Here is a 26,032-nt window from a genome sequence, read left to right as displayed (position 1 = left end):
TTACCGTAAAAACTGTTGTCATTTTATCTCATAAGTTAATTTATCTTCAAACTGCTGAAAATTACTTTTAAAAGATTCAGATAATTCCTCGGCTTTTAAATCATAAGCGGCTTTATTTACCCATGTATTTCTAGGATTAAGGATTTCTGACGGAACTCCAAAACAAGAAACTGGCATTTCTAAATCAAAAACAGGATGTGTTTGATAATCTGCATCTATCAAAGTGTCTTCTAATACAGCATGAATCATGGCTCTAGTGTAAGCCAACTTGATTCTTTTACCAACGCCGTAAGGACCGCCAGACCAACCTGTGTTTATTAACCAAACGTTTACTCCATGTTTTTCGATTTTATCGCCTAACAATTCGGCATAAGCACCCGGATGTAATGGCATAAAGGCTTTTCCAAAACAAGCAGAAAAAGTAGTTTGTGGCTCAGTAATGCCTGCTTCCGTTCCGGCTACTTTTGCAGTGTAACCAGAAATAAAATGATACATTGCTTGCTGTGAGGTGAGCTTAGAAATTGGAGGTAAAACGCCAAAAGCATCGGCGGTTAAAAAGAATATATTTTTTGGGATGGCTGCTTTAGACGGAATTACCGCATTTTTAATGTAATTTAAAGGATAAGCTACTCTTGTATTTTCTGTTTTTTGAATATCAGAATAATCCACGGTACGTGTACCTTCATAAAAATTTATGTTCTCTAGTAAAGCTCCAAATTTTATGGCATTAAAAATTTCAGGTTCTTTATCCTCGCTTAAATCTATGCATTTAGCGTAACAACCGCCCTCAAAATTAAACACACCTTCATCACTCCAACCATGTTCATCATCTCCAATTAAAGCTCTATCCGGATCAGCAGATAAGGTTGTTTTCCCTGTTCCTGATAATCCGAAGAAAATAGCCGTATCGCCTTTTTTACCCACATTTGCAGAGCAATGCATAGATAATACCTGGTGCTGATGAGGTAAAATAAAATTCAAAACTGAAAAAATTCCCTTTTTAATTTCACCTGTATATGCAGTACCTCCAATTAAAATGATCTTTCTGGAAAAATTAATGATAGAAAAATTGAATTGACGAGTTCCATCAATCTCAGGATCGGCTTTAAAACCTGGGGCAGCAATAACTGTCCATTGCTCTAATGCTGGAATAACCTTTGTTTCCTCGGGTCTTAAAAATAAGTGATGGGCAAAAAGGTTTTGAAATGCTGTTTCGGTAACTACCAAAATAGGAATTTGATAATTTTCATCGGCGCAAGCCATAGAATTTCTTACAAAAATCTCTTCTTTGGTATTTAAATAGTTGATTACTTTTTGATAGAGCTTATCAAATTTTTGTGCATCAAACTTAATGTTGATATCTCCCCACCAAACATTTTCTGCGGTATGTTCATCTTCTACAATAAACCTGTCTTTTGGCGACCGACCAGTAAATGTACCTGTATCAATAGCTAAAGCTCCATTTTCAGCTAATTTTCCTTCTCCTCTTAATATGGCTTTCTCCATTAATTGAGGGACATCAAGCTGGTAATTGATGACTAAATTTTCTGAAAAATTAAATTGACTTAGGTCTGTTTTGCCTATTTCTGTCCTATTCATAAGTTATAATTGGTTGCACAAAAATAACTAGAATAAAACAAAAAAATAGAATTTAAATACCTAAAAATCAGCTAATTGTACTCAATACACTAAGTGTTAAGTTGCTATTAATCAGCTAGAAAAACCATTATACTTAGTGTATTTTACCCTCCAATTTTTTTTACTTTAAAACCCTCATTTAAAAGCAAATCCATTACTTTTTGTCTAAAATCTCCTTGAATCAAAATTTCACCATCTTTTACCGAGCCTCCAACCCCACATTTAGACTTCAAAAGTTTACCTAAAACTTTCAAATCATCATCACTCCCAATAAAGCCACTAATTAAGGTTACGGCTTTACCGCCTCGTTGTTTTTTATCTAATTGGACTCTTAAATCTTGTTTAGACGGCTTTAAAGTTTCCTCTATTTTTTCTTCAAAAGATGAAAATTCCTGATCAGGATTGGTAGAAAAAACAATACCATCAAAACTGCTAAATTTTTTAGAGCGCTTATCGTTACTCATTTACTAATTTTTTATAAATTTTATTTCTACTCTTCTGTTCATTGCTCTGCCTTGGTCGGTTTCATTATCACTTGCTGGCACAAGGTAAGCTTTGTTAGAAATTACTATATTTTTAATCCCTGTTGAAATAGATTGTAAACATTCGGCCACAGCCTTACTTCTTTTTTCAGAAAGCATTAAGTTATAATTTAAGCTCCCCCTGCTATCCGTATGCCCAATTACCTCTATTTTATAGGCTTTACCTAAGATTTCAGAAGTTTTGGCTAAGGCTTTGATTTTGCTCATTTCAGATTCTAAAACCTTAGCATCATCAAAATCAAAATAAATAATGGCGCCATTAGATTTGGCTTCCGCCGATAAGGGATTTATAGCTTGGCTACTTTTGTTGCTATCCTTTTCTATCTGAATTAATATATCTTGTATTTTTTCTCCATTTAGAATCCTTTTAAGATCAATTTCTTTACCGAGATCTGAATAATCTACAAAACCCGGTTGAGTGATGTCTTTTTTGGTAATTAAGCTGCCTTGTTCTAAAAAAACACCCGAATCGTAAACATTATCTGTTACATCGGCAATAATTATTTTGAGATGATATTTTTTATAGGGTGTAACAAATGTTTGGGCAACTAATTTGGTGGTAATACCGTCAAATTGCAGGTTTCTATATAGTTTATCATTCACTTTTTTGATCAATGCATCGTTAGGCTGCATACCCAATCGCTCTAGTTCTTCTTCCGAATCTTTAGGGATAAAAAACTTTTTAATTCCAAATAATACTTTTCCAACCTTGCTTCTGTAAACCTCTTCTTCCTGAGTATTTATAGGTATTTCTCTGTTTGACACCACAAAAGAAAAAACATTATTGTTGATATAATAAGTTGAGTCGGTTTTAAAGTTGACTGTATTAATACTTACCGGTGTTTTTTTATCAGGAATAAGTGCAATGTTTTTAGAGCTATCTCCATCAGAAACAATAAAAGCAAATACATCGTTAAATTCAGACCCCACAAATTCAGGATATTCTTCAGACCCAAATTGGTAATTAAACTGAATGCTATTATTATTTGGAACAAAATCAAACTCAATAAAGCTTAAATCATAAAAGACGCCTTTTATGATTTTTTGGAGATCTTTATCCACATCTGGCTTACCAAAAGCTTTAAAAGCAGTGCTCTCGTTAAATTTATCGTTTAAAGTTGCTATTGTAGAAATGTCTCCGGTAGACATTACCAAGCCATTTTTCAATTGTAAAATCCCATTATTAGAAAAAGTACCTGCCGCTTCTTTACCAGATAAATTGGTTTTTATATTCCCAATAACTACTCCCTGACCCACAAAGCTAGTTTTAACCCACTCTTCAATGTTTGTTAATTTAATATTGATTTGAGCTTGAGTGGCAGTAATCATAAAAGATACTACCAGAAGAAGACACCACTTTTTCATATTGAGTTATTTTAGGTAAAGAATATGAATTTAAGAAAAATTACTTCAAATAACCAATTCTAAGGCCAGATGCTTAACAGTTATCAACAGATCTTTATCCATCATTGATGGCTCTCCGTCTAAATGAACTGGGCCACTTTTGTCTCTTATAATACTCACCTGTTTTCCTTTAATAATTTCTACATATTTAGAGTATTGAGCAGATTTAGCAAACATTCTGAAACCTAATGCTGGGAATGCATACATTGAAAAAGGCTTTATTATACAATAATCCAGTAAACCATCTTTTAATGACGCCGTTGGAGAAACATGCGCATTGTTACCATATTGAGAAGAATTGGCAATACTTAACATAAAAGCTGTCCGCTCAAACTGCTCTCCATCAATTTCAATAATATACCGTTCGGGCTTATAAGTTGAGATTTCTTTTAAAGTAGTTTTTATATACCCTTTAAATCCTCTTTTATGATTTCCGGCAAAAATTGCACTGATATGCGCATCAAAACCCATACCTGCCATGTTAAAAAATTTCTTTCCGTTAAAAATACCAGCATCTATTTTAGTGGTATTTAACAAATTAATTCTTTGAATAGCTTTAATATTATTTAAAGGAATGCCTAATGTTCTTGCTAGCCCATTGCCAGATCCGCAAGGAATTATTGCCATTATTTTACCAGATGATTCCACTTCAGAAGCTACTTCATTGATAGTTCCATCTCCACCAACAGCCACTATAATATCAAAATTAGCTTTTACAGCGTTTGCTGCTAATGCCATAGCATGGCCATTGTATTCAGAAAAAACTATTTCCGCATTAAATAGATAATGGTCTAAGTACTGATCTAACAAAGAGGGGAAAAAAGTTTTGTTTAATCCGCCAGAAATTGGGTTAACAATAAAAAGGATCCTCTTTTTCAAAAATTTAAAATTTAAATTATGCACAAAGTAATTCTATTTTTTCCATAAAATAAAAATTGTTATACCTTTGCAATCATTAAAGTGGAATGATTTGAAACGATTGCAACCACGTAAAAAAATTGCTAAAGCCTCACTGCATCAGCACCTTTAATTTGCAATCCTTCATAGTTTTTATTAGATAAATTTAAAAATTTAAATATGCCTTATTTATTTACATCAGAATCTGTATCTGAGGGACACCCAGACAAAGTTGCAGACCAAATTTCGGATGCACTAATTGATAATTTTTTAGCTTTTGATAAAAACTCTAAAGTTGCTTGTGAAACATTAGTAACTACCGGACAAGTGTTTTTAGCTGGCGAGGTAAAATCTAAAACTTATTTAGATGTTCAAAAAATAGCTAGAGATGTGATCAGAAAAATTGGTTATACCAAATCTGAATACATGTTTGAAGCTAATTCTTGTGGAATTCTTTCTGCTATTCATGATCAATCTCAAGACATTAACCAAGGGGTAGATCGTTCTAATCCAGAAGAGCAAGGTGCTGGCGACCAAGGAATGATGTTTGGTTATGCTTCTAATGAAACCGATAATTACATGCCTTTGGCGTTAGATCTTGCTCATAAATTATTAATAGAGCTTGCCGCTTTACGCAGAGAAAACAAAGAAATCGATTATTTAAGACCTGATGCAAAATCTCAGGTAACTATTGAGTATAATGATGATCATCAACCTATTAGAATTGATAGCATTGTAATTTCTACACAGCATGATGATTTTGATGAGGAAGCTACCATGTTGGCAAAAATCAAGAAAGACATTATTTCTATTTTGATTCCAAGAGTAAAAGCATCTCTTAAAGCAGAACTGCAAACCTTATTTAATGATCAAATTACTTACCATATTAACCCAACCGGAAAGTTTGTAATAGGTGGCCCACATGGTGATACTGGTTTAACCGGAAGAAAAATTATTGTGGATACTTACGGAGGAAAAGGCGCTCACGGTGGTGGTGCATTCTCTGGTAAAGACCCATCAAAAGTAGATAGATCTGCTGCTTATGCCACTCGTCATATAGCCAAAAATTTAGTAGCTGCTGGTGTTGCTGATGAGGTTTTAGTACAAGTTTCTTACGCTATTGGCGTGGCAAAACCTTGTGGTGTTTTTGTTGACACTAAAGGAACTGCTAAAGTGAATTTAACTGATGGCGAAATTGCTAGAAAAGTAGAAGCGATTTTTGATTTGCGCCCTTATTTTATAGAGCAACGTTTAAAATTGAGAAACCCAATTTATTCAGAAACTGCTGCTTATGGCCACATGGGACGTACCAACGAAGTTGTTAAAAAGACTTTTTACGGTGCAAACGGCGAAGTGAAAGAATTAGAAGTGGAATTATTTACTTGGGAAAAATTAGACTTTGTAGATCAAGTTAAAGCCGAGTTTGGCTTATAATCATATACAGCTTTAGCTAAATATTTTAAAAGGTTAGATATTTAAATGTCTAACCTTTTTTGTTGCTATTACTTTTCATTTTTAAAGGTTGTTAAAATTAAAAGGCAAAAAAATTCATAAAAAAATTCAGAAAAGGAGATTTAAATCTCATATTTAATTACGTTTAATCTTGTACTATTAGTTTATCAATATTGCTTAAATTAGCCCATGTGTTAGAAATTTTTAACATTTTATTTTAGAAATAAATACCCAATAAACCAACAAAAACATTGTTAAAAATGGAATCAAACAAAAAAGAAAACTTTTTAGCCATAGATATTGGTGGCTCTCACATTAAAGCTACAGTACTTAATAATGATGGGGAAATGCTGTTTCCATACAATAAAATACCAACGCCAACACTGGCAAACCCAGAAAACGTTATTCAGGCTATCAAAGAATTAATTAAAACCTATCCTCCTTTTGATAAAATATCTATAGGTTTTCCGGGTTATATAAAGGATGGAATAGTAATTACTGCGCCCAATTTAGATAAGCAAGCTTGGGAAAACTATAATTTGAGTGAAGTAATAGCATCCGAATTAAAAAAACCTGTAAGATTAGTTAACGATGCTGATTTTCAGGGTTTAGCAGTGATTAGTAGGAAAGGTTTAGAAATGGTAATTACGTTAGGAACAGGTTTTGGAACTGCATTATTTATAGATGGAAAACTTTTACCTCATTTAGAATTGGCCCATCTTCCGGTTAGAAAAAGTAAAGATTACGATTCTTTTATAGGAGATAAAGCATTAGAAAAAGATGGTCTCGAAAAATGGAACGTCAAAATGAAAGAAGTGTTACACACCTTTAAAACCGTAATAAACTATGATTTTCTTTATTTAAGTGGCGGTAATGCCAAGAAAATCAGCTTTAAGCTTGATGATAACATTAAAATTGTAAGTAACAGAGACGGAATAAAAGGTGGCGCTTTCTTATGGGCAACCGAAGATGATTATTGTGTTAAAACCTTTCAACCTACGCCATAGCTTTAAATTATTTTTCTATTTTTAGCCCCTGTAAACTATTAATTAAATAATAAATTCAAATATCTGTTAACACATTCCTAAATTTTTAAAAGAAATTGGCATAAATAAAAATTGCTTTTAAACTTTAAAGATATGATGGTGACGAAAAAAATCTTCAACAATCAACCTAAAAAAACCGATTAAGAAGACTTTTTAAAAAATGGAAGTATAACGTAAAATGAAAGCCCACATTAAACCCAAACCAACCGTATTCATGATTTTTGGCGGCACAGGAGACCTTGCCGAAAGAAAATTGATACCAGCCTTGTACAATCTTTTTTTAGCAGAATACATGCCTAAAGAATTTAAAATAGTTGGTTTAGGACGCACAGCGTATCAAGATGACAGCTTTAGAGAGGTGTTGCTAGAAGGTGTAAACAAACACTCTAGAAGCGGCAAAGCCGAAAAAGATAAATGGGCTGAATTTGCAGAGCATATTTCTTATTTAAAAGCCGATGTTCATAATGAAAAAGATTATGAAAAGATGGAAAAGATTATTGAAACATGTGATGCTTCTTGGTCTGAACCTTCTGTAATTATTCATTACCTGGCAGTAACGCCTCAATTCTTCCCAATTATTGCTAAAAATTTAGCAAAAATGAAGCTGGCTAATGATATAAACAGAACCAGAATTGTTGTGGAGAAGCCTTTTGGTCATGATTTAGAATCAGCTAAAGAACTCAATCATTTATTAAAAAATATATTTCACGAATCTCAAATCTACAGGATAGATCATTATTTAGGAAAAGAAACGGTACAAAACATGTTGGCTTTTCGGTTTGCAAATGCACTTTTTGAACCCATTTGGAATCGTAATTATATAGAACATGTTCAAATTTCTGTAACCGAAGATATTGGTGTAGAAGATCGTGGCGGTTATTACAACACCTCGGGCGCTTTAAGAGATATGGTACAAAATCATATTTTACAAGTTTTGTGTTTAGTGGCCATGGAACCTCCGGTAAATTTTGATGCCGAGGAAATTCGCAATAGAAAAGTTGATGTTTTAAGAGCCATGCGCAAATTTGGGTCAGAAGAAATTAGACACAATACAGTTAGAGGGCAATACAGCGAAGGTTGGGTTGAGGGCGAAAAAGTAGTAGGCTACCGCGAAGAAAAAGATGTAGATCCAGATTCTAATACCGAAACTTTTGCTGCGTTAAAGTTTTTTATTGACAACTGGAGATGGCAAAATGTTCCTTTTTATGTAAGAACAGGAAAAAGAATTCATCAAAAATCTTCTATTATTAGTATCCAATTTAAAGACGTTCCGCATTTAATTTTTCCTTCCAAATCAACAGAAAGTTGGCAGCAAAATAGGCTTATTATTAGTATACAGCCAGAAATGAGCATCCGTTTACAAGTTCAAGCCAAAAGACCAGGTTTAGACATGATATTAAACCCTGTTGACATGGTTTTTAATTACGACGGAACTTATTCAACAGATACTCCAGAAGCTTACGAAACGTTATTATTAGACGCTATGAAAGGTGATCAAACCTTATTTATGCGTGGAGATCAAGTAGAAACTGCTTGGGAATTATTAATGCCTGTTTTAGAAAGCTGGGAATCCAAAAAAAGTATCAGCTTTCCAAATTATTCTGCCGATAGCTGGGGACCAGAAACTGCAGAAGCTTTAATAGCAAAAGACGGTTTTCATTGGTTTACGCTACCTATTAAGAAATCTGAAAAAGAAAAAAAATGAAACTAAACGTTTTTGCCAATACAGATGAGCTATACAAAGCTTTTGCTAATTATTTTGTAAAATGTGCTCAACAAGCCATCGCTGCAAATAATAAATTCTCTGTTGCGCTATCTGGAGGAAGTTCGCCAAAAAAATTATACCAATTGTTAGCCTCTGATGAATACAAAAACCAGATAGACTGGACTAAAGTATTTTTCTTTTTTGGCGATGAGCGCTATGTAGAACACAGCCATCCTGATAGTAATTATTTAATGGCAAAAAACGCTTTCTTAGACGCCTTAAACATCAAAGAAAATCAGGTTTTTAAGGTAGATACTTCTTTAGATCCAGAATCAGCTGCCTTAGATTATGAACGTTGCATTTGTCAATTCTTTACAAAAGATAAAGAACCTTATTTTGATCTCATTATTTTAGGATTAGGAGATGATGCCCACACAGCGTCATTGTTTCCTGGTACAGAAATAGTTTGGATAGATGAAGAACTGGTTAAAGAAGTGTATCTAAAAGACAAGCAAGTTTACCGCATTAGTATGACAGCCCCTTTAATTAACCAAGCTAAAAATGTAGCTTTTTTAGCTTTTGGCGCTAATAAGGCCGATGCAATAAAAGCAATTTTTGAAGCCGAAAAAGACATTTCCAAATATCCTGCTCAATTAATAGCGCCAAAAAATGGTGAATTGCAATGGTTTGTTGATGAGGCCGCAATTGCAAAACTCAGTAAATCTTAATTAAAAAGATATAAAACACACTTCGCCGATAAAACCTAAAAAATCTTATCGGCGTTTTTATAAAAAAAATTTTTTGGGGCAATTGCAAGCTCTTTCGCTACGATAATCTGGCGGTACATTATAGCCCCTTTCCTCTCAAAAAGTCCAAAAAAAAGAGGTTAACATTACCATTCAGCTTATTTTACTCAAATATTGCATCCCAACTCCAGTTCCTATTTATTAGAAGTACAATTTTTTGGCTATTTATTGCTATTTTAAAATCATAATTAATTTATAATGCTTGTTTCATTTTTATAATTATAAAAATTAATTATTTAAAGATATTATTACTAAAATAGAAACCTTTTGAGTAAAATTATTGTTCAAATTTTAACAATAAAATTTTTCTTTTTTTTTAACTACTTATGAGAAGATTTAGTGCCGATTATATTTTTACTTTAGAGGGAGAGCCTATACAAAACGGTATTGTAGTAACAGATGATCTCGGCAAAATTTTAGCAGTAACTAATGAAAAAGCTTTATCAGACCCTAACATAGAACGCTTTAATGGAGTAATTGTCCCTGGATTTGTAAATGCACACTGTCATTTAGAGCTTTCGCATCTTCATCAAAAAATAGAAAAAGGAACTGGGCTAATTCCTTTTATAAAAAATGTAATCGGTAAAAGGCAAGAAGAAGAGGAAAAAGTGATAAATGCCATGAAAAAAGCTGATGAGCAAATGTTTCAAAATGGCATTGTAGCCGTTGGTGATATTGCCAATCAATCTATTTCAGCATCAGTAAAAGAAAAAAGCAACATAAAGTACCACACTTTTATAGAAATGTTAGGTTTTGATCCTGCAAAAGCAGAGGCAACAATCGCACAAGCTTTAAAACTACAAACACACTTTCAAAATTCTTCTTCTATTACTCCGCATGCTCCTTATTCCTTGTCAAAAGAATTATTAAAAAATCTGACTAAATTTTGCAAAAAAGTAAACAATCCCATCTCTATCCATAATCAAGAAAATGAAGAAGAAAATTTTCTTTACAGATATAAAGATGGTCCATTTATGGAGTTTTTTAAAGAAATGAACATCAATGTTGACGGCTTTAAAGCTCAATCAAAAAATTCTTTACAAACTCTTATTCCTTTTTTACCCGATAATCAACCAATTTTATTGGTTCACAATACTTACACTAGCCTAAAAGACATTTATTTCACCAAAAGATTTAATCTTAAAATTAACTGGTGTTTTTGCCCCAATGCCAATCTTTACATAGAAAACAAACTGCCTACTTTTGATTTTTTTAAGCATAATAATTATCCTATTACCATTGGTACTGATAGCTTAGCTTCTAATGATCAATTATGCCTTTTGAGTGAAATGAAAGTGCTGCAAAAAAATATAGATTATCTTTCTTTTACTCAACTTTTACAATGGGCAACCATTAATGGCGCAAAATTTTTGGGTTTTGATAACGATTTAGGAACTATTGCAACAGGTAAAACACCCGGATTAAACTTAATTAGTCATTTAAAAAACGGCAAATTGAGTGATAAATCTACGGTGAAAAAGTTAATTTAAGTTTTCTATTTTGTGAATTGCCAATAAAGCTTCATTTTTACAAAGAATGAATAGAGTTTGCCAGTTACTTCAAATTAAATTTCCCATTATACAAGCAGGCATGGTTTGGTGTAGCGGCTGGGAATTGGCTTCGGCGGTTTCTAATGCTGGTGGCTTAGGTATTATTGGTGCCGGCTCTATGTATCCTGATGTTTTAAAAAATCATATTCAAAAAACCAAACAACATACTTCTAACAATTTTGCAGTTAATTTACCGCTGTTATATCCATCTATTGAAGAGCATGTAGAAACCATTATCAAAGAAAAAGTGCCGGTTGTGTTCACCTCTGCTGGCAATCCTAATATTTGGACTGCCATATTAAAAGCCGAAGGCATAAAAGTTGTTCATGTAATTGCAAATTCTAAATTTGCCCATAAAGCGGTAGATGCAGGTGTGGATGCTTTAGTAGCCGAAGGTTTTGAAGCCGGTGGCCATAACGGAAAAGAAGAAACCACCACACTTTGTTTAATTCCTAAAATAGTTGATGAAGTAAATATTCCGGTAATAGCCGCCGGTGGAATTTCATCAGGAAAAAGTATGTTAGCTGCTTTTGCTTTAGGTGCCGAAGCCGTTCAAATTGGAAGTAGATTTGCAGCTTCAGTTGAATCATCAGCTCATCAAAATTTTAAAGATGCTATTATTCAGGCAAAAGAAGGATCTACAAAATTGAGCATGAAAAAACTTACTCCAGTTAGGTTATTGGAGAATGACTTTGCTCGAGAAATATTTGAAGCTGATTTAAATGGCCTTGATAAAGAAGGATTGATTCATTTGCTTGGAAAAGGCAAAGCTAAAAAAGGAATGTTTGAAGGAGATATCCAAAATGGGGAATTAGAAATTGGACAAGTAGCTGCAAATTTTAAAGATATATTACCGGCCAAAACCATTTTAGAACAAATATGGAATGAGTTTTTAGTTGAGAAAGAAAAATTACAGGCTTTAAAGTTTTAAATCATTTTTAACAGCTTAAAAAAATATCATTAATTGTAAATCTTATAATGAAAGCATTAAAAATTGTGGTTTCGGGCAGGGTACAAAGAGTTGCTTACCGGGTTTCTACTAAAGCTGTAGCAGATCAAATGGGGATTAAAGGCATCATAAAAAACCAAAAAGATGGCTCTGTTTATATAGAAGCCGAAGGAGATGAAGAGATGATGGATGAGTTTATTGATTGGTGCAAATACGGGCCAGATAACGCCCGAGTTGACGATATAGTGATGGAAGAAATGGAAGCAAAAAACTATCAGAATTTTAATATTTTAAAGAAATAACTTGTCGACAATTAAAAAATTTGCAGGGCAAACCGCTATTTATGGTATCAGTACGGTAGCCTCCCGCATCTTAAATTTCTTCCTTACGCCAATATACACTAACGTTTACGGCAAAAAGCTCTATGGTATTTTTAGTGAAATGTATAGCTATGCATCGCTTTTAAATGCCTTACTATCTTTTGGAATGGAAACCGCTTTTTTTCGTTATATCAATAAAAAAGAAGGTAAAAAAGATATCATCTACAGCAACACTTTTATTGTGGTAGCTTTTATAAGTTTGCTATTTTTAATAAGCAGCTTACTTTTTTTAAAGCCCATTGCCGTTTTACTACAAGATGGAAGAAGCACATCTTTAATAGATTTTACTACCTACATCAAATACTTCATTTTCATTTTGATAATAGATGCATTAAGCGTGGTTCCTTTTGCAAAAGTGAGATCAGAAGGTAAGCCAGGCAGATATTCTATCATTAAATTAGTAAATGTTTTAACATTTATTGGTCTCAATTTATTTTTCATTTTTGTGATTCCAATCATTATTAAACATCAATTATTTTTAGCTGATACTTTATCAGTATGGTATCGCCCAAAATGGATTGGTTATGTGTTTTTATCAAATTTAATTGCCAGTATACTTACTTTCTTACTTTTATTACCAGAGATTTTTCAACTTAAATTTAAACTCGATAAAAAATTATTGCTAGAAATGTTAAGCTATAGTTGGCCTATTTTTGTGGCTAACTTATCTTTTATTATTAATGAGAATATTGACAAAATCTTTCTCAGTCATTTATTACCAACGACAATTAGTGAAAGCCAAACAGGTATTTATGCTGGTTGCGCTAAAATAGCGGTGTTTTTAAGCATTTTTATTATGGCGTACCGACTGGGTGCCGAACCTTTTTTCTTCAGTCATGCTAAGCAAGAAAACGCCACAAAAACTTATGCTCAAATTATGAATTACTTTGTTTTAGCAATCTGTTTGATATGTGTGGGTATAGTTGCTAACATAGAAATTCTAAAATATTTTATTGCCGAAGAGTTTTGGGTAGGTTTAAATGTAATTCCAATTTTGTTGTTTGGCTATGTAAGTTTAGGCATTTACATGAATTTGTCTATTTGGTATAAACTATCAGACCAAACTAGGTTTGGGCTTTATATTTCTGGCTTAGGCGCTATAATTACCATCGTGTTAAACATTATTTTTATTCCAAAATATGGTTTTATGGCTTCGGCGTGGGTTTCTTTATTGGCTTACACCAGTATGATGATTTTATCCTACATTCTTGGTCAAAAAAACTACCCAATTCCTTATGATTTAAAAAGAAATATGGGCTACTTAGCTTTATCAATCATCATAGTAATCTTATCTTTTGTAGTTTTTAAAAGAAACTTAATTGTAGGAAACCTACTTTTTGTAACTTTCGGCTTATTAATTTTATATATCGAGCGCAAGCCATTAAAAAAAATATTATCCAGTTTATGAATATAAATATCATCAATCAATCTAAACATCCGCTTCCGGCTTATGAAACTTTAGCTTCTGCTGGTATGGATTTAAGAGCCAATTTGGAAGAAGCTGTTACGATAAAACCTTTCGAAAGAAAACTTATTGCAACTGGTTTGTTTATAGAATTACCTATAGGTTTTGAAGCGCAAATAAGACCAAGAAGTGGTTTAGCGTTTAAATTTGGTGTTACGGTGTTAAACTCGCCGGGCACCATAGATGCAGATTACCGTGGCGAAATTAAAGTGTTATTAATTAATCTTTCTCAAGAAGATTTTATGATTGGAGATGGCGATAGAATTGCTCAAATGATTATTGCTAATCATGAAAAAGCGCAATGGGTACAAACCAATGAACTTTCTGAAACAGAAAGAGGCGCCGGTGGTTACGGACATACAGGAGTAAAATAAATGAGAAACAGACGAAATATTTTATTGATGATGCTTATCGCGATAGGCATTTCGTCTTATGCGCAAAAAACTAAACAACCCAAGCAAGAGCTGGTAATTGTTGGCGGAAAAGTGTTAAGCCCAGAAGATAGCATTCAAGTAGTGCAATTATATTATTCGGGCTTGAGGGAAAAAGTGGTTCAAAACCCAACTTTAGCTATAGATTATTTTAATCAAATTTTAAAAATAGATCCTACAAATTATAACGCTTATTATGAGCTGGCTCAAATTTATTTTAACAAAGGCGATTTAGGTAATGCCAGAGAATTTGCTCAGAAAGCTACCGCAATTAAAACAGATAACGAATGGTATTGGTTGCTTTTGGCAAACATTTATCAAGAGCAGCAAGATTACGCTTTAATAGATTACGCTTTAAATGAGCTGATAAAAATTGCCCCCGAAAAATTAGATTACCGTTTTGATAAAGCCAACGCCCTATTTATGATGGGCAAAGCCGATGAAGCGCTTAATTTATATAACGATTTAGAAAAAAAAGTAGGCTTAACAGATCAGGTTTTACAAGGGCGACAAAAAATTTATCTTAAAAAAAATGACATCAATAAGGCTGCTGCCGATTTAGAGCAACTCATCAAAAACAACCCTTCAGATGTGAGGTATTATCTTTTTTTGGGAGACCTGTATTACGCAAATGATAAGGTTAATGAAGCTTTAACCGTTTATCAAAAAGCCTTAACTTTAGATAGCACTAATCCATTTACTAGATTAGCCATTGCACAAATTTACGATGGTCAAAAAAAGCCAAAAGAAGCATTTGAAGAATTAAAAATGGCTTTTAAACAACCTGATTTAAATATCGACCAAAAGGTTAAAGTGATTATCAGGTATTTTGATGCTTTTCCAGATCCGCAGGCTTTGCAATATGCTTTAGAGCTATCTAAAATTTTAACAGAAGCACATCCCGATGATCCAAAATCTTTTTCCCTTTATGGCGATGTGCTTTTTCAGAAAAACGAACTCGAAAGCGCAAAAATAGCCTATCAAAAAGCCTTAGACTTAAACAAAAATGTATATGCCATTTGGGAACAACTCATAAGAATACAACTTTCTTTAAATGATGCTAAAGGAACTATTAAAAATGGCGAAGAAGCTTTAACCTTATTTCCTAACCAATATCCATTGTACTTTTTTACGGCTTTAGGTTATATCCAAAACAAAGAATATGATAAAGCCATTAATTACCTTAATAATGCTTTGGGTTTTGATATAGAGAACGTAAGCCTAAAAGCACAAATTTATAGCAGCTTAGGTGATGCATATCAACAGCAAAAAAAATACAAAGAATCTGTGGCGGCTTATGAAAATGCTTTGCTTATAGAACCTAATAATACTTATACCTTAAATAATTATGCTTACTATTTATCGTTAAGAGATGAGAATTTGGCTAAGGCCGAAGAAATGTCTCTAAAAACTAATCAATTAGAGAATGATAACGCCTCTTTTCAAGATACTTATGCTTGGATATTGTTTAAAGAAAAGAAATATGCAGAGGCAAAAGTATGGATGCAGAAAGCAATTTTAAATAATCCAAACAATGCAGTACAGTTTGAACACCTTGGTGATATCCTTTTTAAACTTGGAGAAATAGAAAATGCACTCCAAAATTGGAAAAAGGCTTTAGCTTTAGATCCGGCAAATGCATTATTAGAGAAAAAAATAAATCAAAAAAAATTGGGCGAATAGCCTTTTTACCTTGTAATTGCAATTGATGAAAAGAAATATTTTGAACAAGTTATTATTGTTAACCTTTTGCGCAGTATTTTTTTCATGTAAGGCTAAAAAAGCGATCATTAAAGAAACAGGGGGATCTCAACCCATAGAAAACAAAAAAACAGAGTTACTTTCTATTAGGTCTAAAGAATCTGTTTTCTCTACTTTTTCTACCAAAGCCATCACCAATTTAAATTTAAATGGGAAGGAATATGACGCTACGCTTAATATCAGAATAAAAAAAGGCGAGGGCATTTGGGTTTCTATAACCGCTTTTGCTGGGTTTGAAATAGCCAGAACCATCATTACGCCAGATAGTGTTAAAATTATGGATAGAATTAATGATGACTATATCAAAAAGCCATTCTCTTTTATTCATGAATTTACCAATAAACAAATAGATTATTTAACCTTAGAATCCCTCTTGGTTGGAAATTGTGTTCCTTTTACGCTGAATGGAAACAGCAATATTATATTAGATAATGCACTATTAAACATCAAAGGAAACAGCCAAAGTTTAAACTATAACCTTCAGTTTAATGAGCAGTTTAAGGCTACCTATACTTTTTTATCAGATGAGTTTGCGCAACAAACATTAACCGTAAATACACCACTTTTTGAGGAAATTGCCAATCAATTAATCCCTATAAAAGTTTCTTTAGATTCTAAAACAGCAAAGAAACAAATTAAGGTGGCTATGGAATACAGCAAAACACAATTAAATTTGCCAGTTGATTTTCCTTTTAATGTCCCTAAAAGATTTTCAGTGATAGACTAAATTAATACCTTTACCACAATGAAATACTTCAAATCCTTATTTATTATATTTCTTTTGTTTTCTGGAGTTCAATTATTTGCGCAAACCAGATCAGAGTTAGAGAAAAGAAAGGCGCAATTGAATAAGGATATTGAGATGATTAACAATACCTTACAAAAAACATCTTTAGATAAACGCGTTACTTTAAAGCAGTTAAATGCTTTAAGAACACAAATAAGATTAAGGGTAGAAAAAATTAACACCATTAATTCTGAAATCCGGTTATTAGATGGCCAAATTAACGAGAACACCAATCAAGTCAGATCATTACAATCACAATTAGGTCAGTTAAAGTCAGATTACGCTGCTATGGTGCGCTTTGCCCAAAAAAATCAAGGCTCTTACAGTAAATTGATGTACATTTTTGCAGCAAAAGATTTCAATCAGGCTTATAAGCGAATGAAATACCTTCAACAATTTGGAGAATACCGTCAAAAGCAAGCTCGTTATATAGAGAATACTCAAAATACTTTAAAGAATAAAATTACCCAACTAAATAAAAATAAATTAGATAAAGATCATTTACTAAATGATCAGCAAAAGGAAAAAAGCACTTTAGGAGTTGCGCAAAACAAGCAAATAAAAGTGGTGAGTAGTTTAAGCTCTCAAGAAAAAAGGTTAAAGCAAGATTTGGCTCAAAAACAAAGAGACGCACAAAAACTAGATAGAGCCATTAGACAAGCTATACAAAGAGAAATTGAAATTGCCAGAAAAAAGGCCGAAGATGCAGATAGAGCTGCCGCGGCAAAAGCAAAAGCCGAAGGAAAAGAAGCGCCAGTTGCCAGAACTACAAATACCTCTATTTTAAACTCTACACCAGAAGCCGCAAAATTATCGGCAGATTTTGTGAGTAACAGAGGCCGATTGCCTTGGCCGGTTGCAAATGGCGTAGTAACAGAATATGCTGGTATCCAAAAAATAGGAAATGTTACCCGTGAAGTAACCGGCTGGACCATAAAAACAAATGCAGGCTCTGCCGTAAGAACAATTTTTGAAGGAACTGTAACAACAGTAATAGATATTGTAGGTTCTACGGTTGTAATTATTAAGCATGGAGAATACTTTACAGCTTATAAAAATTTAGGTTCGGTAAGTGTTTCTAAAGGGCAAAAGCTAAGTACAAAGCAAACCATAGGCACTGCAGATGGACAAGCAGAAATAGAATTTCATATTTACAAATCTAGTCAAGAGCAAGATCCAAAATATTGGTTGGCTCCTAATTAGCAAATTTATAATTGCAGCGCTGTTAAGAAATCAATAGAAAATAAAAATCCTTATATTTGCGTTCTCTTTAAAACCAAAAAACATGTTTAACGGAGTTTTATTATTTTTAAATTTAGGAACACAAGAAGTAATTTTAATTGTGTTTGCTGTTTTGCTTTTATTTGGAGGAGAAAAATTACCTGAATTAGCAAGAGGTTTAGGCAAAGGGATAAGAGAATTTAAAGATGCCTCTGACGGGGTTAAAAGAGAAATACATAGAAATATTAACCAGCTCACCGCTACAGAGGAATTGAAAAGAGAAGAAGAGATAGAGCGAGTGAAGGAGCAAACTAAATTAGATGCTCCAAAAGAAAATACAGAAGTTTAAACAATTTAAATCAGTAAGAAAATGGGTTTAGGTGCTCCAGAAATTATTTTAATCGTATTGGCATTATTGCTTTTATTTGGTGGAAAAAAGATTCCAGAATTAATGAGAGGTATGGGTAAAGGAGTGAAGGAATTTAAAGACGCTCAAAACGGAGTTGATAAGTCTGAAAAGCCAGAAGAGAAATAATAAAATTTTTATGTCCTAATTATTTAGGATTCTATTAACCTTGAATGGTCGAAATTCTTAATTTCGGGAATTCAAGGTTTTGTTTTGTAAAATGATTAAAGAAAAAATTAAATCGTATTCTAAATTAATAGACTTACAAGAAGACCTCAAAAAAGGTTCGATTAGTTTAAAAGATTTAATTCACTATTACAGTGCCCGTATTAAAGAATACGCCCATTTAAATGCTTTTTTAGAAGTTTTTGAAAAAGAAGCTTTAGAAAGAGCTATCCATATTCAAGAAAAAATAAATAACGGAACAGCGGGTAAGTTAGCCGGTATGATTATAGGATTAAAAGATAATATCTCCTATAAAAACCATCAAATGACGGCCTCATCCAAAATTTTGCAAGGTTATACTGCTGTTTACTCCGCCACCGTAGTAGAGCGTATTTTAGCCGAAGACGCCATTATTATTGGAAGGTTAAATTGTGACGAGTTTGCCATGGGCGCTTCTAATGAAACTTCCTATTTTGGACCAGTAAAGAATTTTGCTGATGAGAGAAAAGTTTCTGGCGGTTCATCAGGTGGTTCGGCAGTGGCAGTACAAGCCAACCTTTGTTTTGCATCATTAGCGTCAGATACAGGAGGCTCTATCAGACAACCGGCAGCTTTTTGCGGAGTAGTAGGCTTAAAACCAACTTATGCAAGGGTTTCTCGTTATGGCGTTGTTGCCTACGCTTCGTCTTTTGACCAAGTTGGCCCAATTGCTAAATCAGTAGAAGACGCTGCTTTAATATTGGAAGTAATTGCCGGTCAGGATTTTTATGATGGCACCTCTTCTTCAGAACCAGTTCCGCAATATTCTAAATTACTTGCTCCACACATCAAAAGAAAAATAGCTTACATAGAAGAAACACTACATTCGGAAGGGTTAGACCCAGAGATTAAGCAAAATGTGCTGCAACAAATAGAACAATTAAAAGCAGATGGACATACCGTAGAGCCCGTATCTTTTGAATATTTAGATTACGTAGTGGCAACTTATTATATTCTTACCACAGCAGAAGCCTCTTCTAATTTAGCCAGATATGACGGCGTTCATTTTGGTTATAGAAGCCCGGAGTCTAAAGATTTAATGAGCACTTATAAAAAATCTAGATCTGAAGGTTTTGGAGAAGAAGTAAAACGCCGAATTATGTTAGGCACTTTTGTGCTTAGCGCCGGTTATTATGATGCTTATTACTCAAAAGCACAAAAAGCCAGAAGGTTAATTAAAGAAAAAATTGAAGCCATTTTAGAGGAGTACGATTTTATCATTACCCCTACCACACCAACACCTGCTTTTAATATTGGAGAAGAAATTACAGATCCGGTGGTGATGTATTTAGCCGATATTTTTACTGTTGGAGCATCATTAGCCGGATTGCCAGCAATTTCTTTACCATCGGGCAAGAATAAAGAAGGTTTACCGTTAGGGTTACAAGTTATTGGAAAAAGCTTTAAAGAGGCCGAGTTATTAGAATTTTCTACTTATTTTAGTCATCGGGCTTAACCATTTTAATACTATCCAGTGTTTATACTGTAAAAATTAAAAGAATGAGGAAATTTATTTTTTGGTTTATTATTCTTTGTTGTTTTGCTACCGCTGATGTTATTTCTCAAACCAAGATAAAAAACGACACTTTAAAAACAGTTACGTTAACTCCCAGAGAATCTAGAATTATTAAAAACCTGGTAAGTGCTGATACTGCTTTTATTGCCGGAGAAATTAACCTGCAAACAGAGATTTTAAAGTTTAATCCCAACCTAATTTACAAATACCGTTTAGATTCTATTAAATCTGCCGTTTCATTAGATTACAACCCTTACGTTCAAACTTATATTGATATCTTTTTAACCAAGCGAAAAGATGAAATGGGCAAGATGATTAATCTGGGGCAATATTACTTTCCTATTTTTGAACAAGCTTTAGCCGCCTATAAAATCCCCCAGGAGTTTAAATATCTTCCCATTATAGAATCGTCTATGAATCCGATGGCAGTTTCTAGAGTTGGAGCTACAGGTTTATGGCAATTTATGTACACCACAGGTAAAGTTTATGGTTTAACAATAGACAATTATGTGGATGAGCGTAGAGATCCTATTGCTGCTAGCTACGCCGCTGCTGCTTATTTAAGAGATGCATACAATCAATTTGGAGATTGGTTATTAGCATTAGCTGCTTACAATTGTGGCGCCGGAAACGTAAGCAGGGCGATGTTAAAAGCAGGAGGCTCTTCTAATTTTTGGGATATCCATCCTTTTTTACCAAATGAAACCCGAAACTATGTTCCGGCTTTTATTGCGGCAAATTATATGATGAATTATTATCATCGTTACCAAGATATTAAAGTGGATAAAGACGTGGTTTTACATACCGATTCTGTTTATGTAAACAAATATGTTTCCTTTAATAAAATTGCTCAGGCTTTAAATATGGATGCCATAGAATTGCAAAATCTAAATCCATCTTATAAAAAGAATTTGATTAACGGATCTGTATCCTCGCCAAAAAGATTAATTATCCCTAAGGTAACTTCTAAATATTATGCTGATTTTTTTGAAGCATTAAATACCGATGAAAACACTGCCATTAAAGTAGTTAGCGTAATAGATAGGCCCATTATTAATCAGCAAAAGGCGCAAAAACATTTGGTTAAAAAAGGGGAAAATTTAATAAGCATAGCCAATAGTTACGATGTGGAAGCCCAAGATTTAAAGGTTTGGAATCAATTAAAATCTTATCAAATTGTACCCGGGCAAATCTTAATTGTGAATAAAACAGCACTAAAAGAAATCCCAAAGAAAAATATTGAACCTACTTATATTACCTATAAAGTTAAAACTGGAGATACGCTTTCTGAAATAGCCAAAAAGTTTGAAAACGCAACTATTGGCAGTATTAAAGAACTTAATAATTTGAAAAGTAGCCTGCTGAGTGTTGGTATGTTCTTAAAAATTTATAAGAATACGGTTATCAATTAGTCTGACCCAACAAAAAAGGAGTCCCAATTTCTCAGAACTCCTTTATATAAATTTTTCTGTTTCGCTTTAGCGAGGTAAATTAATGATGTATTATTTTTAGTTTAAAAGAACTACTTCCCTAAACGCTCTGCCACCTTATCCCAATTAATAATTTCCCAAAAGTTTTTAATATAATCGGCTCTTTTGTTTTGGTATTTAAGGTAATAAGCGTGTTCCCAAATATCTAAGGCCAATAAAGGTTTGCCTTTATCTTTAGCCACATCCATTAATGGGTTATCTTGGTTTGGCGTGGTAATCACTTTTAATTTCCCGTCAACTACAATTAACCAAGCCCAGCCCGATCCAAAAATAGTACTGGCTGCCAGCGTAAATCCCTCTTTAAATTTATCAAAAGAACCAAAAGAACTATTAATTGCATCTGCCAATTTACCAGTTGGCATTTTATTGGAATTAGGGCTCATACTTTCCCAAAAGAAATTATGGTTGTATGCGCCACCGCCATTGTTTCTTGCTTTTGCAGATAATTTGGAAACATTTTTAAAGAAATCCATTTCAGTAGCCGATTCAATTCCTTCGGCTTTAATGGCATCATTTACATTTTTAATGTATGCTGTATGATGCTTTGTGTAGTGAATTTCCATCGTTAAAGCATCAATATGTGGTTCTAAAGCTGCGTAACTATAAGGCAGCTTCACCTGCGAAAATTCTAATTGCCCACCACCAAATTGAGTTGCGTTTTTACGCTCGGCACCAAAAAGCTGTTGCGCATTTAATAAGGGAGCGCCAACTGTAAAAGCTGCCGTTGCGGTTAAGGTGTTTTGAATAAATTTTCTTCTGCTATTACTTTTCATTTTGTTTGTTTTGGGTATCCGTAAGAAAATTAATGAATGTCAATTTACTAATAAACAGCGTTATAGGTTATCATTTATTGTTCCAAAAATAAACTTTGATTTGTTTTTGGGATAATATTTTGATCAAAAGCTTGGTTAAACAACATTTCAATAGCTTTTTTACCTTCATTACCTAAATCTAAAGAATACTTGTTCACATAAAGGTTTATGTGTTGATATACCACGCTTTCTTCCATTTCTTGTGCATGGGTTTTAATAAATGGCAAAGCCGATGCTGGGTTTGCAAAAGCAAATTCTACTGATTTTCTAATCAATTTATTCACTTTTTGTTTAATCTCTTGAGGCAAATCTCTTTTGATTACAATACCACCTAAGGGGATAGCGCATTGCGTTTTTTCTTCCCAATAAGCGCCTAAATCTTTAACCTTTATTAATCCTTTATCCTGATAGGTAAACCTGTTTTCATGTATGATAAGGCCTAGGTCTATTTCATCATTTAAAAGCTTTTGCTCTATGGCCGAAAAAACAATTTCTTCCTTATTTTTTAAATGAGGGTAAGCTAAGCTCAGTAAAAAATTAGCCGTGGTAAATTTCCCTGGTATGCCAATTTTAAGGTTTGGATTGCTTAAGTCTTGTTCTTTTTTACAAATGAGTAAAGGCCCCACACCAAAGCCCAAAGCGCTGCCTGCATTTAATAAAACATAATCTTTTAAGGCATAACCGTAAGCATGATAGCTTAATTTTGTAATGTCTAATTCTGCAGCAAACGCTTTCTGATTCAGCGTTTCTACATCATCAAAAATCACATCAAACTCTAATCCTTCGGTATCTATTTTATGATGAATAAGGGCATCAAAAATAAAAGTATCATTAGGGCAGGGAGAAAAACCAAGCGTGAGTTTCATGCTATACTATTTTAAATTTTTTAAACCTTCTGTTAACCAGTTGTTCAGGTTTTTAACAGCTAAAGGCATGTTCCAGTTTCCTTTATTTCTCTTTTCTACGTAATTTGATATAGCCCTTACCTGAAGTGCGGCCACATTAGCCTCTTCACAGGCATAAAAGAAAGCTGCGCCTTCCATGGTTTCTATGGTTGGGTTTATTCTTTCTCTAACTTCTTCAATACTTTCTTCATTACCATGCACCTTGTTTACGGTAATGGCCGTTACTTTTCTTAAATCTTCTTTAATATGATGTTTCTCTGAAGCTCTAAATTCTACTTCGCCCATCTCTAATTGGTCTAAACTTATAAATTCTTCGTCATCTTCGGCGCCCAATTCAGATAATATATCTTCTCTTACTTCTACCAATTGGCCTATCTTAATATTTCTATAAAAGCTGCCAGCAACACCAACATTTAAAGCTAAATCGTAATTATTTTTTGCAAATTCAGTACCTAAAGCAAAGGCTGTGGCCACCATTCCTACTCCGGTAATTAAAATTTTAACCTCATGGGTGTCAATTTTTAACCATTCATCAGCATTAAAATTAGTGGTATGGTGTTTTATAAAAGCCTCAATTTCTTGATAGGTAGCTGCTACTAAAAGAATTTTCATAGACAAATTTAAGCACAATGAATGAAAGAGTTCCTTATCCATGTAAATCCTTTGTTTATATTTGCACTTTATTTGGTTAAAATGATTTATATCACAAGAAAAGAACATTTTAATGCAGCCCATAAGCTGTATCGTGAAGATTGGAGTAAAGAGAAAAACGAAGAAGTTTTTGGAAGATGTGCAAATGCCAACTGGCATGGTCACAATTATGATCTTTTTGTTACTATAAAAGGAGAAATTAATCCCGAAACTGGTTTTGTTATTGATCTAAAAGAATTAAAAGATATCATTATTAATGAGGTGGTAGATAAGCTTGATCATAAAAATCTGAATTTAGATGTAGATTTTATGAAAGGGAAAATGGCATCTACGGAAGTGTTGGCTATAGAAATTTGGAAACAATTAGCCAGTCATATTAGCGATAGAGGTGCGGCCTTACATTGCATAAAATTGTATGAAACTGCCAATAACTTTGTAGAGTACTTTGGCGATTAAATAAAAAAGATGAGCAAAAACCCAGAAATAGGATACCACAAAACAGATAGCTATAATGAAGACAGCATTAAAGCTATTTCTGAATCTTATCAAAAGATTTTAACTGCTATTGGAGAAAACCCTCATCGTGAAGGCCTTTTAAAAACACCTGAGAGAGCTGCCAAAGCCCTCCAATTTCTTACTCATGGTTATGATTTAGATGCCAGCGAGATTCTAAGATCAGCGATGTTTAAAGAAGATTATAGCCAAATGGTGATTGTTAAGGACATTGAAGTTTATTCTATGTGCGAACATCACATGTTGCCTTTTTTTGGTAAAGCACATATTGCCTACATCCCTAATGGGCATATTGTGGGGCTAAGTAAAATTCCACGAGTGGTAGATGCTTTTGCCAGAAGATTACAAGTGCAAGAAAGGTTAACCAACGAAATTAGAGATTGCATACAAGACACTTTAAAACCGGCTGGCGTTGCTGTTGTAATTGAATGTAAACACATGTGCATGAGTATGAGAGGCATACAAAAACAAAATTCATCAACTACAACATCAGCATTTACAGGTGAGTTTGAAAATGATAAAACCAGATCTGAATTTTTAAGATTAATTACAGCTCATTTGGCTTAATTAAAAAAATAAGATTGTGATAAAAACTAAATTTTAATACATGAAAGCATACGTATTTCCGGGGCAAGGTGCTCAGTTTGTGGGCATGGGTAAAGAACTTTATGAAAGCTCGGCCTTAGCTAAAGAATTATTTGAAAAAGCCAATGAGATTTTAGGATTTTCTATTACAGAGATCATGTTTAATGGTACAGATGAAGATCTAAAGCAAACAAAAGTTACGCAACCCGCCATTTTTTTACACTCGGTAATATTAGCAAAGGTTTTAGGTGATGATTTTAAACCTGCCATGGTAGCCGGACATTCTTTAGGAGAGTTTTCTGCATTGGTATCAGCCCAGGCTTTATCTTTTGAAGACGGATTAAAATTGGTTGCTAAAAGAGCAAATGCCATGCAAAAAGCTTGCGAAATACAGCCCTCTACTATGGCTGCAATTTTGGGTTTAGATGATTTTACTGTAGAGGATATTTGCCAAAGAGTAAGTGACGTAGTTGTGCCAGCAAATTATAATTGCCCGGGGCAATTGGTAATATCTGGCAGCATAGCCGGAATAGACAGAGCTTGTGAATTATTATTAGCAGCAGGTGCAAAAAGAGCTTTAAAATTAAATGTTGGCGGTGCGTTTCACTCTCCTTTAATGGAAGCCGCTAAAATAGAATTAGAAGCTGCCATTGTAGCCACAGAAATTAAACAACCTGTTTGCCCAATTTATCAGAATATAGATGCAAAACCTTATTTAGATGTTGCCAGTATTAAGCATAATTTAATTGCTCAATTAACCGGACCAGTAAAATGGACACAAACCATACAGAGAATGTTAGCTGATGGCGCAAGCGAATTTATTGAAGTAGGGCCAGGTAATGTTTTACAAGGTTTAGTTAAAAAAGTAGATAGAGCTATGCCTACTTCAAGCGCCACCATTTAAATAAAAAATAAA

Annotated in this window: 26 protein-coding genes; 19 read left to right on the top strand and 7 right to left on the bottom strand. The window is 33.5% G+C overall.

Annotated features, from left to right (window positions below; translation table 11 throughout):
- Nucleotides 1–18: 18 nt before the first annotated feature.
- The 4 genes from pckA to FA046_RS04885 form a co-directional block, all read right to left on the bottom strand.
- Nucleotides 19–1,599 (bottom strand): phosphoenolpyruvate carboxykinase (ATP), encoded by a 1,581-nt coding sequence (gene pckA / locus FA046_RS04900; protein ID WP_136825222.1) that lies wholly within the window; start codon nucleotides 1,597–1,599, stop codon nucleotides 19–21.
- 143 nt (nucleotides 1,600–1,742) lie between these two features.
- Nucleotides 1,743–2,102 carry a translation initiation factor gene (locus tag FA046_RS04895; protein ID WP_136825221.1) on the bottom strand — a complete coding sequence of 120 codons (360 nt, stop codon included), beginning with the start codon at nucleotides 2,100–2,102 and terminating at the stop codon, nucleotides 1,743–1,745.
- A gap of 3 nt (nucleotides 2,103–2,105) precedes the next feature.
- Complete coding sequence (locus FA046_RS04890; RefSeq protein WP_136825220.1) at nucleotides 2,106–3,545, bottom strand: OmpA family protein; 1,440 nt, start codon at nucleotides 3,543–3,545, stop codon at nucleotides 2,106–2,108.
- Nucleotides 3,546–3,590: 45 nt separating this feature from the next.
- Complete coding sequence (locus tag FA046_RS04885) at nucleotides 3,591–4,463, bottom strand: diacylglycerol/lipid kinase family protein (protein WP_136825219.1); 873 nt, start codon at nucleotides 4,461–4,463, stop codon at nucleotides 3,591–3,593.
- Between the two features lie 198 nt (nucleotides 4,464–4,661).
- On the opposite strand from FA046_RS04885, the gene metK reads away from it, so the two are divergent.
- From metK to FA046_RS04805, 16 genes are all read left to right on the top strand, one after another.
- Nucleotides 4,662–5,915, top strand: a complete 1,254-nt coding sequence (gene metK / locus FA046_RS04880) for a methionine adenosyltransferase (protein WP_136825218.1) — start codon at nucleotides 4,662–4,664, stop codon at nucleotides 5,913–5,915.
- Between the two features lie 278 nt (nucleotides 5,916–6,193).
- The gene (locus FA046_RS04875; RefSeq protein WP_136825217.1) at nucleotides 6,194–6,940 is read left to right on the top strand and encodes an ROK family protein; all 747 of its coding nucleotides are present in this window, start codon (nucleotides 6,194–6,196) and stop codon (nucleotides 6,938–6,940) included.
- Nucleotides 6,941–7,157: 217 nt separating this feature from the next.
- Entirely contained in the window at nucleotides 7,158–8,684 is a 1,527-nt protein-coding gene (gene zwf / locus FA046_RS04870) for a glucose-6-phosphate dehydrogenase (RefSeq protein WP_136825216.1), read from the top strand.
- Nucleotides 8,681–9,412 carry a 6-phosphogluconolactonase gene (gene pgl, locus FA046_RS04865; RefSeq protein ID WP_136825215.1) on the top strand — a complete coding sequence of 244 codons (732 nt, stop codon included), beginning with the start codon at nucleotides 8,681–8,683 and terminating at the stop codon, nucleotides 9,410–9,412. Before zwf ends, pgl begins: the two co-directional genes overlap by 4 nt.
- Nucleotides 9,413–9,816: 404 nt before the next feature.
- Nucleotides 9,817–10,980, top strand: coding sequence for an amidohydrolase family protein (locus FA046_RS04860; protein ID WP_136825214.1), 1,164 nt, complete (start codon nucleotides 9,817–9,819; stop codon nucleotides 10,978–10,980).
- Nucleotides 10,981–11,026: 46 nt separating this feature from the next.
- Nucleotides 11,027–11,971 carry an NAD(P)H-dependent flavin oxidoreductase gene (locus tag FA046_RS04855; protein WP_136825213.1) on the top strand — a complete coding sequence of 315 codons (945 nt, stop codon included), beginning with the start codon at nucleotides 11,027–11,029 and terminating at the stop codon, nucleotides 11,969–11,971.
- 47 nt (nucleotides 11,972–12,018) lie between these two features.
- Entirely contained in the window at nucleotides 12,019–12,291 is a 273-nt protein-coding gene (locus tag FA046_RS04850) for an acylphosphatase (protein WP_136825212.1), read from the top strand.
- Nucleotide 12,292: 1 nt separating this feature from the next.
- Nucleotides 12,293–13,777, top strand: a complete 1,485-nt coding sequence (locus tag FA046_RS04845; RefSeq protein ID WP_136825211.1) for a lipopolysaccharide biosynthesis protein — start codon at nucleotides 12,293–12,295, stop codon at nucleotides 13,775–13,777.
- Complete coding sequence (dut, locus tag FA046_RS04840) at nucleotides 13,774–14,208, top strand: dUTP diphosphatase (protein WP_136825210.1); 435 nt, start codon at nucleotides 13,774–13,776, stop codon at nucleotides 14,206–14,208. Before FA046_RS04845 ends, dut begins: the two co-directional genes overlap by 4 nt.
- Nucleotides 14,209–15,948, top strand: coding sequence for a tetratricopeptide repeat protein (locus tag FA046_RS04835; RefSeq protein ID WP_136825209.1), 1,740 nt, complete (start codon nucleotides 14,209–14,211; stop codon nucleotides 15,946–15,948).
- Between the two features lie 25 nt (nucleotides 15,949–15,973).
- Nucleotides 15,974–16,753, top strand: a complete 780-nt coding sequence (locus tag FA046_RS04830; RefSeq protein WP_136825208.1) for a DUF4292 domain-containing protein — start codon at nucleotides 15,974–15,976, stop codon at nucleotides 16,751–16,753.
- 18 nt (nucleotides 16,754–16,771) lie between these two features.
- Nucleotides 16,772–18,016 (top strand): murein hydrolase activator EnvC family protein, encoded by a 1,245-nt coding sequence (locus FA046_RS04825; protein WP_136825207.1) that lies wholly within the window; start codon nucleotides 16,772–16,774, stop codon nucleotides 18,014–18,016.
- An 82-nt stretch (nucleotides 18,017–18,098) separates the two neighbouring features.
- Nucleotides 18,099–18,383, top strand: a complete 285-nt coding sequence (locus FA046_RS17460; protein ID WP_136825206.1) for a Sec-independent protein translocase subunit TatA/TatB — start codon at nucleotides 18,099–18,101, stop codon at nucleotides 18,381–18,383.
- A 21-nt stretch (nucleotides 18,384–18,404) separates the two neighbouring features.
- Nucleotides 18,405–18,569 carry a Sec-independent protein translocase subunit TatA/TatB gene (locus tag FA046_RS04815; protein ID WP_136825205.1) on the top strand — a complete coding sequence of 55 codons (165 nt, stop codon included), beginning with the start codon at nucleotides 18,405–18,407 and terminating at the stop codon, nucleotides 18,567–18,569.
- A gap of 91 nt (nucleotides 18,570–18,660) precedes the next feature.
- Complete coding sequence (gene gatA, locus FA046_RS04810; RefSeq protein WP_205943601.1) at nucleotides 18,661–20,100, top strand: Asp-tRNA(Asn)/Glu-tRNA(Gln) amidotransferase subunit GatA; 1,440 nt, start codon at nucleotides 18,661–18,663, stop codon at nucleotides 20,098–20,100.
- Between the two features lie 44 nt (nucleotides 20,101–20,144).
- On the top strand, nucleotides 20,145–21,572 hold the full coding sequence (locus tag FA046_RS04805; RefSeq protein WP_136825204.1) for a LysM peptidoglycan-binding domain-containing protein: 1,428 nt from the start codon (nucleotides 20,145–20,147) through the stop codon (nucleotides 21,570–21,572).
- A gap of 110 nt (nucleotides 21,573–21,682) precedes the next feature.
- On the opposite strand, the gene FA046_RS04800 is transcribed toward FA046_RS04805, so the two are convergent.
- The 3 genes from FA046_RS04800 to mqnB form a co-directional block, all read right to left on the bottom strand.
- Nucleotides 21,683–22,423 (bottom strand): superoxide dismutase, encoded by a 741-nt coding sequence (locus FA046_RS04800; RefSeq protein ID WP_136825203.1) that lies wholly within the window; start codon nucleotides 22,421–22,423, stop codon nucleotides 21,683–21,685.
- 74 nt (nucleotides 22,424–22,497) lie between these two features.
- A complete protein-coding gene (locus FA046_RS04795; RefSeq protein WP_136825202.1) occupies nucleotides 22,498–23,328 on the bottom strand; it encodes a menaquinone biosynthesis family protein in 831 nt (276 codons plus the stop codon).
- A 6-nt stretch (nucleotides 23,329–23,334) separates the two neighbouring features.
- On the bottom strand, nucleotides 23,335–23,979 hold the full coding sequence (gene mqnB / locus FA046_RS04790) for a futalosine hydrolase (RefSeq protein ID WP_136825201.1): 645 nt from the start codon (nucleotides 23,977–23,979) through the stop codon (nucleotides 23,335–23,337).
- Between the two features lie 81 nt (nucleotides 23,980–24,060).
- Here mqnB and FA046_RS04785 point away from each other — a divergent pair, with 81 nt between their 5' ends.
- From FA046_RS04785 to fabD, 3 genes are read left to right on the top strand one after another with little or no spacing between them, the layout of a single operon-like run.
- Entirely contained in the window at nucleotides 24,061–24,474 is a 414-nt protein-coding gene (locus FA046_RS04785) for a 6-pyruvoyl trahydropterin synthase family protein (protein WP_136825339.1), read from the top strand.
- Between the two features lie 9 nt (nucleotides 24,475–24,483).
- A complete protein-coding gene (folE, locus tag FA046_RS04780; protein WP_136825200.1) occupies nucleotides 24,484–25,098 on the top strand; it encodes a GTP cyclohydrolase I FolE in 615 nt (204 codons plus the stop codon).
- A 40-nt stretch (nucleotides 25,099–25,138) separates the two neighbouring features.
- Nucleotides 25,139–26,020 carry an ACP S-malonyltransferase gene (gene fabD, locus FA046_RS04775; protein WP_136825199.1) on the top strand — a complete coding sequence of 294 codons (882 nt, stop codon included), beginning with the start codon at nucleotides 25,139–25,141 and terminating at the stop codon, nucleotides 26,018–26,020.
- Nucleotides 26,021–26,032 lie beyond the last annotated feature (12 nt).

The sequence above is a fragment of the Pedobacter cryophilus genome (genome assembly GCF_005116455.1).
GTDB classification, from domain to species: domain Bacteria; phylum Bacteroidota; class Bacteroidia; order Sphingobacteriales; family Sphingobacteriaceae; genus Pseudopedobacter; species Pseudopedobacter cryophilum.
This window is presented reverse-complemented; position numbering and strand designations above follow the sequence as displayed.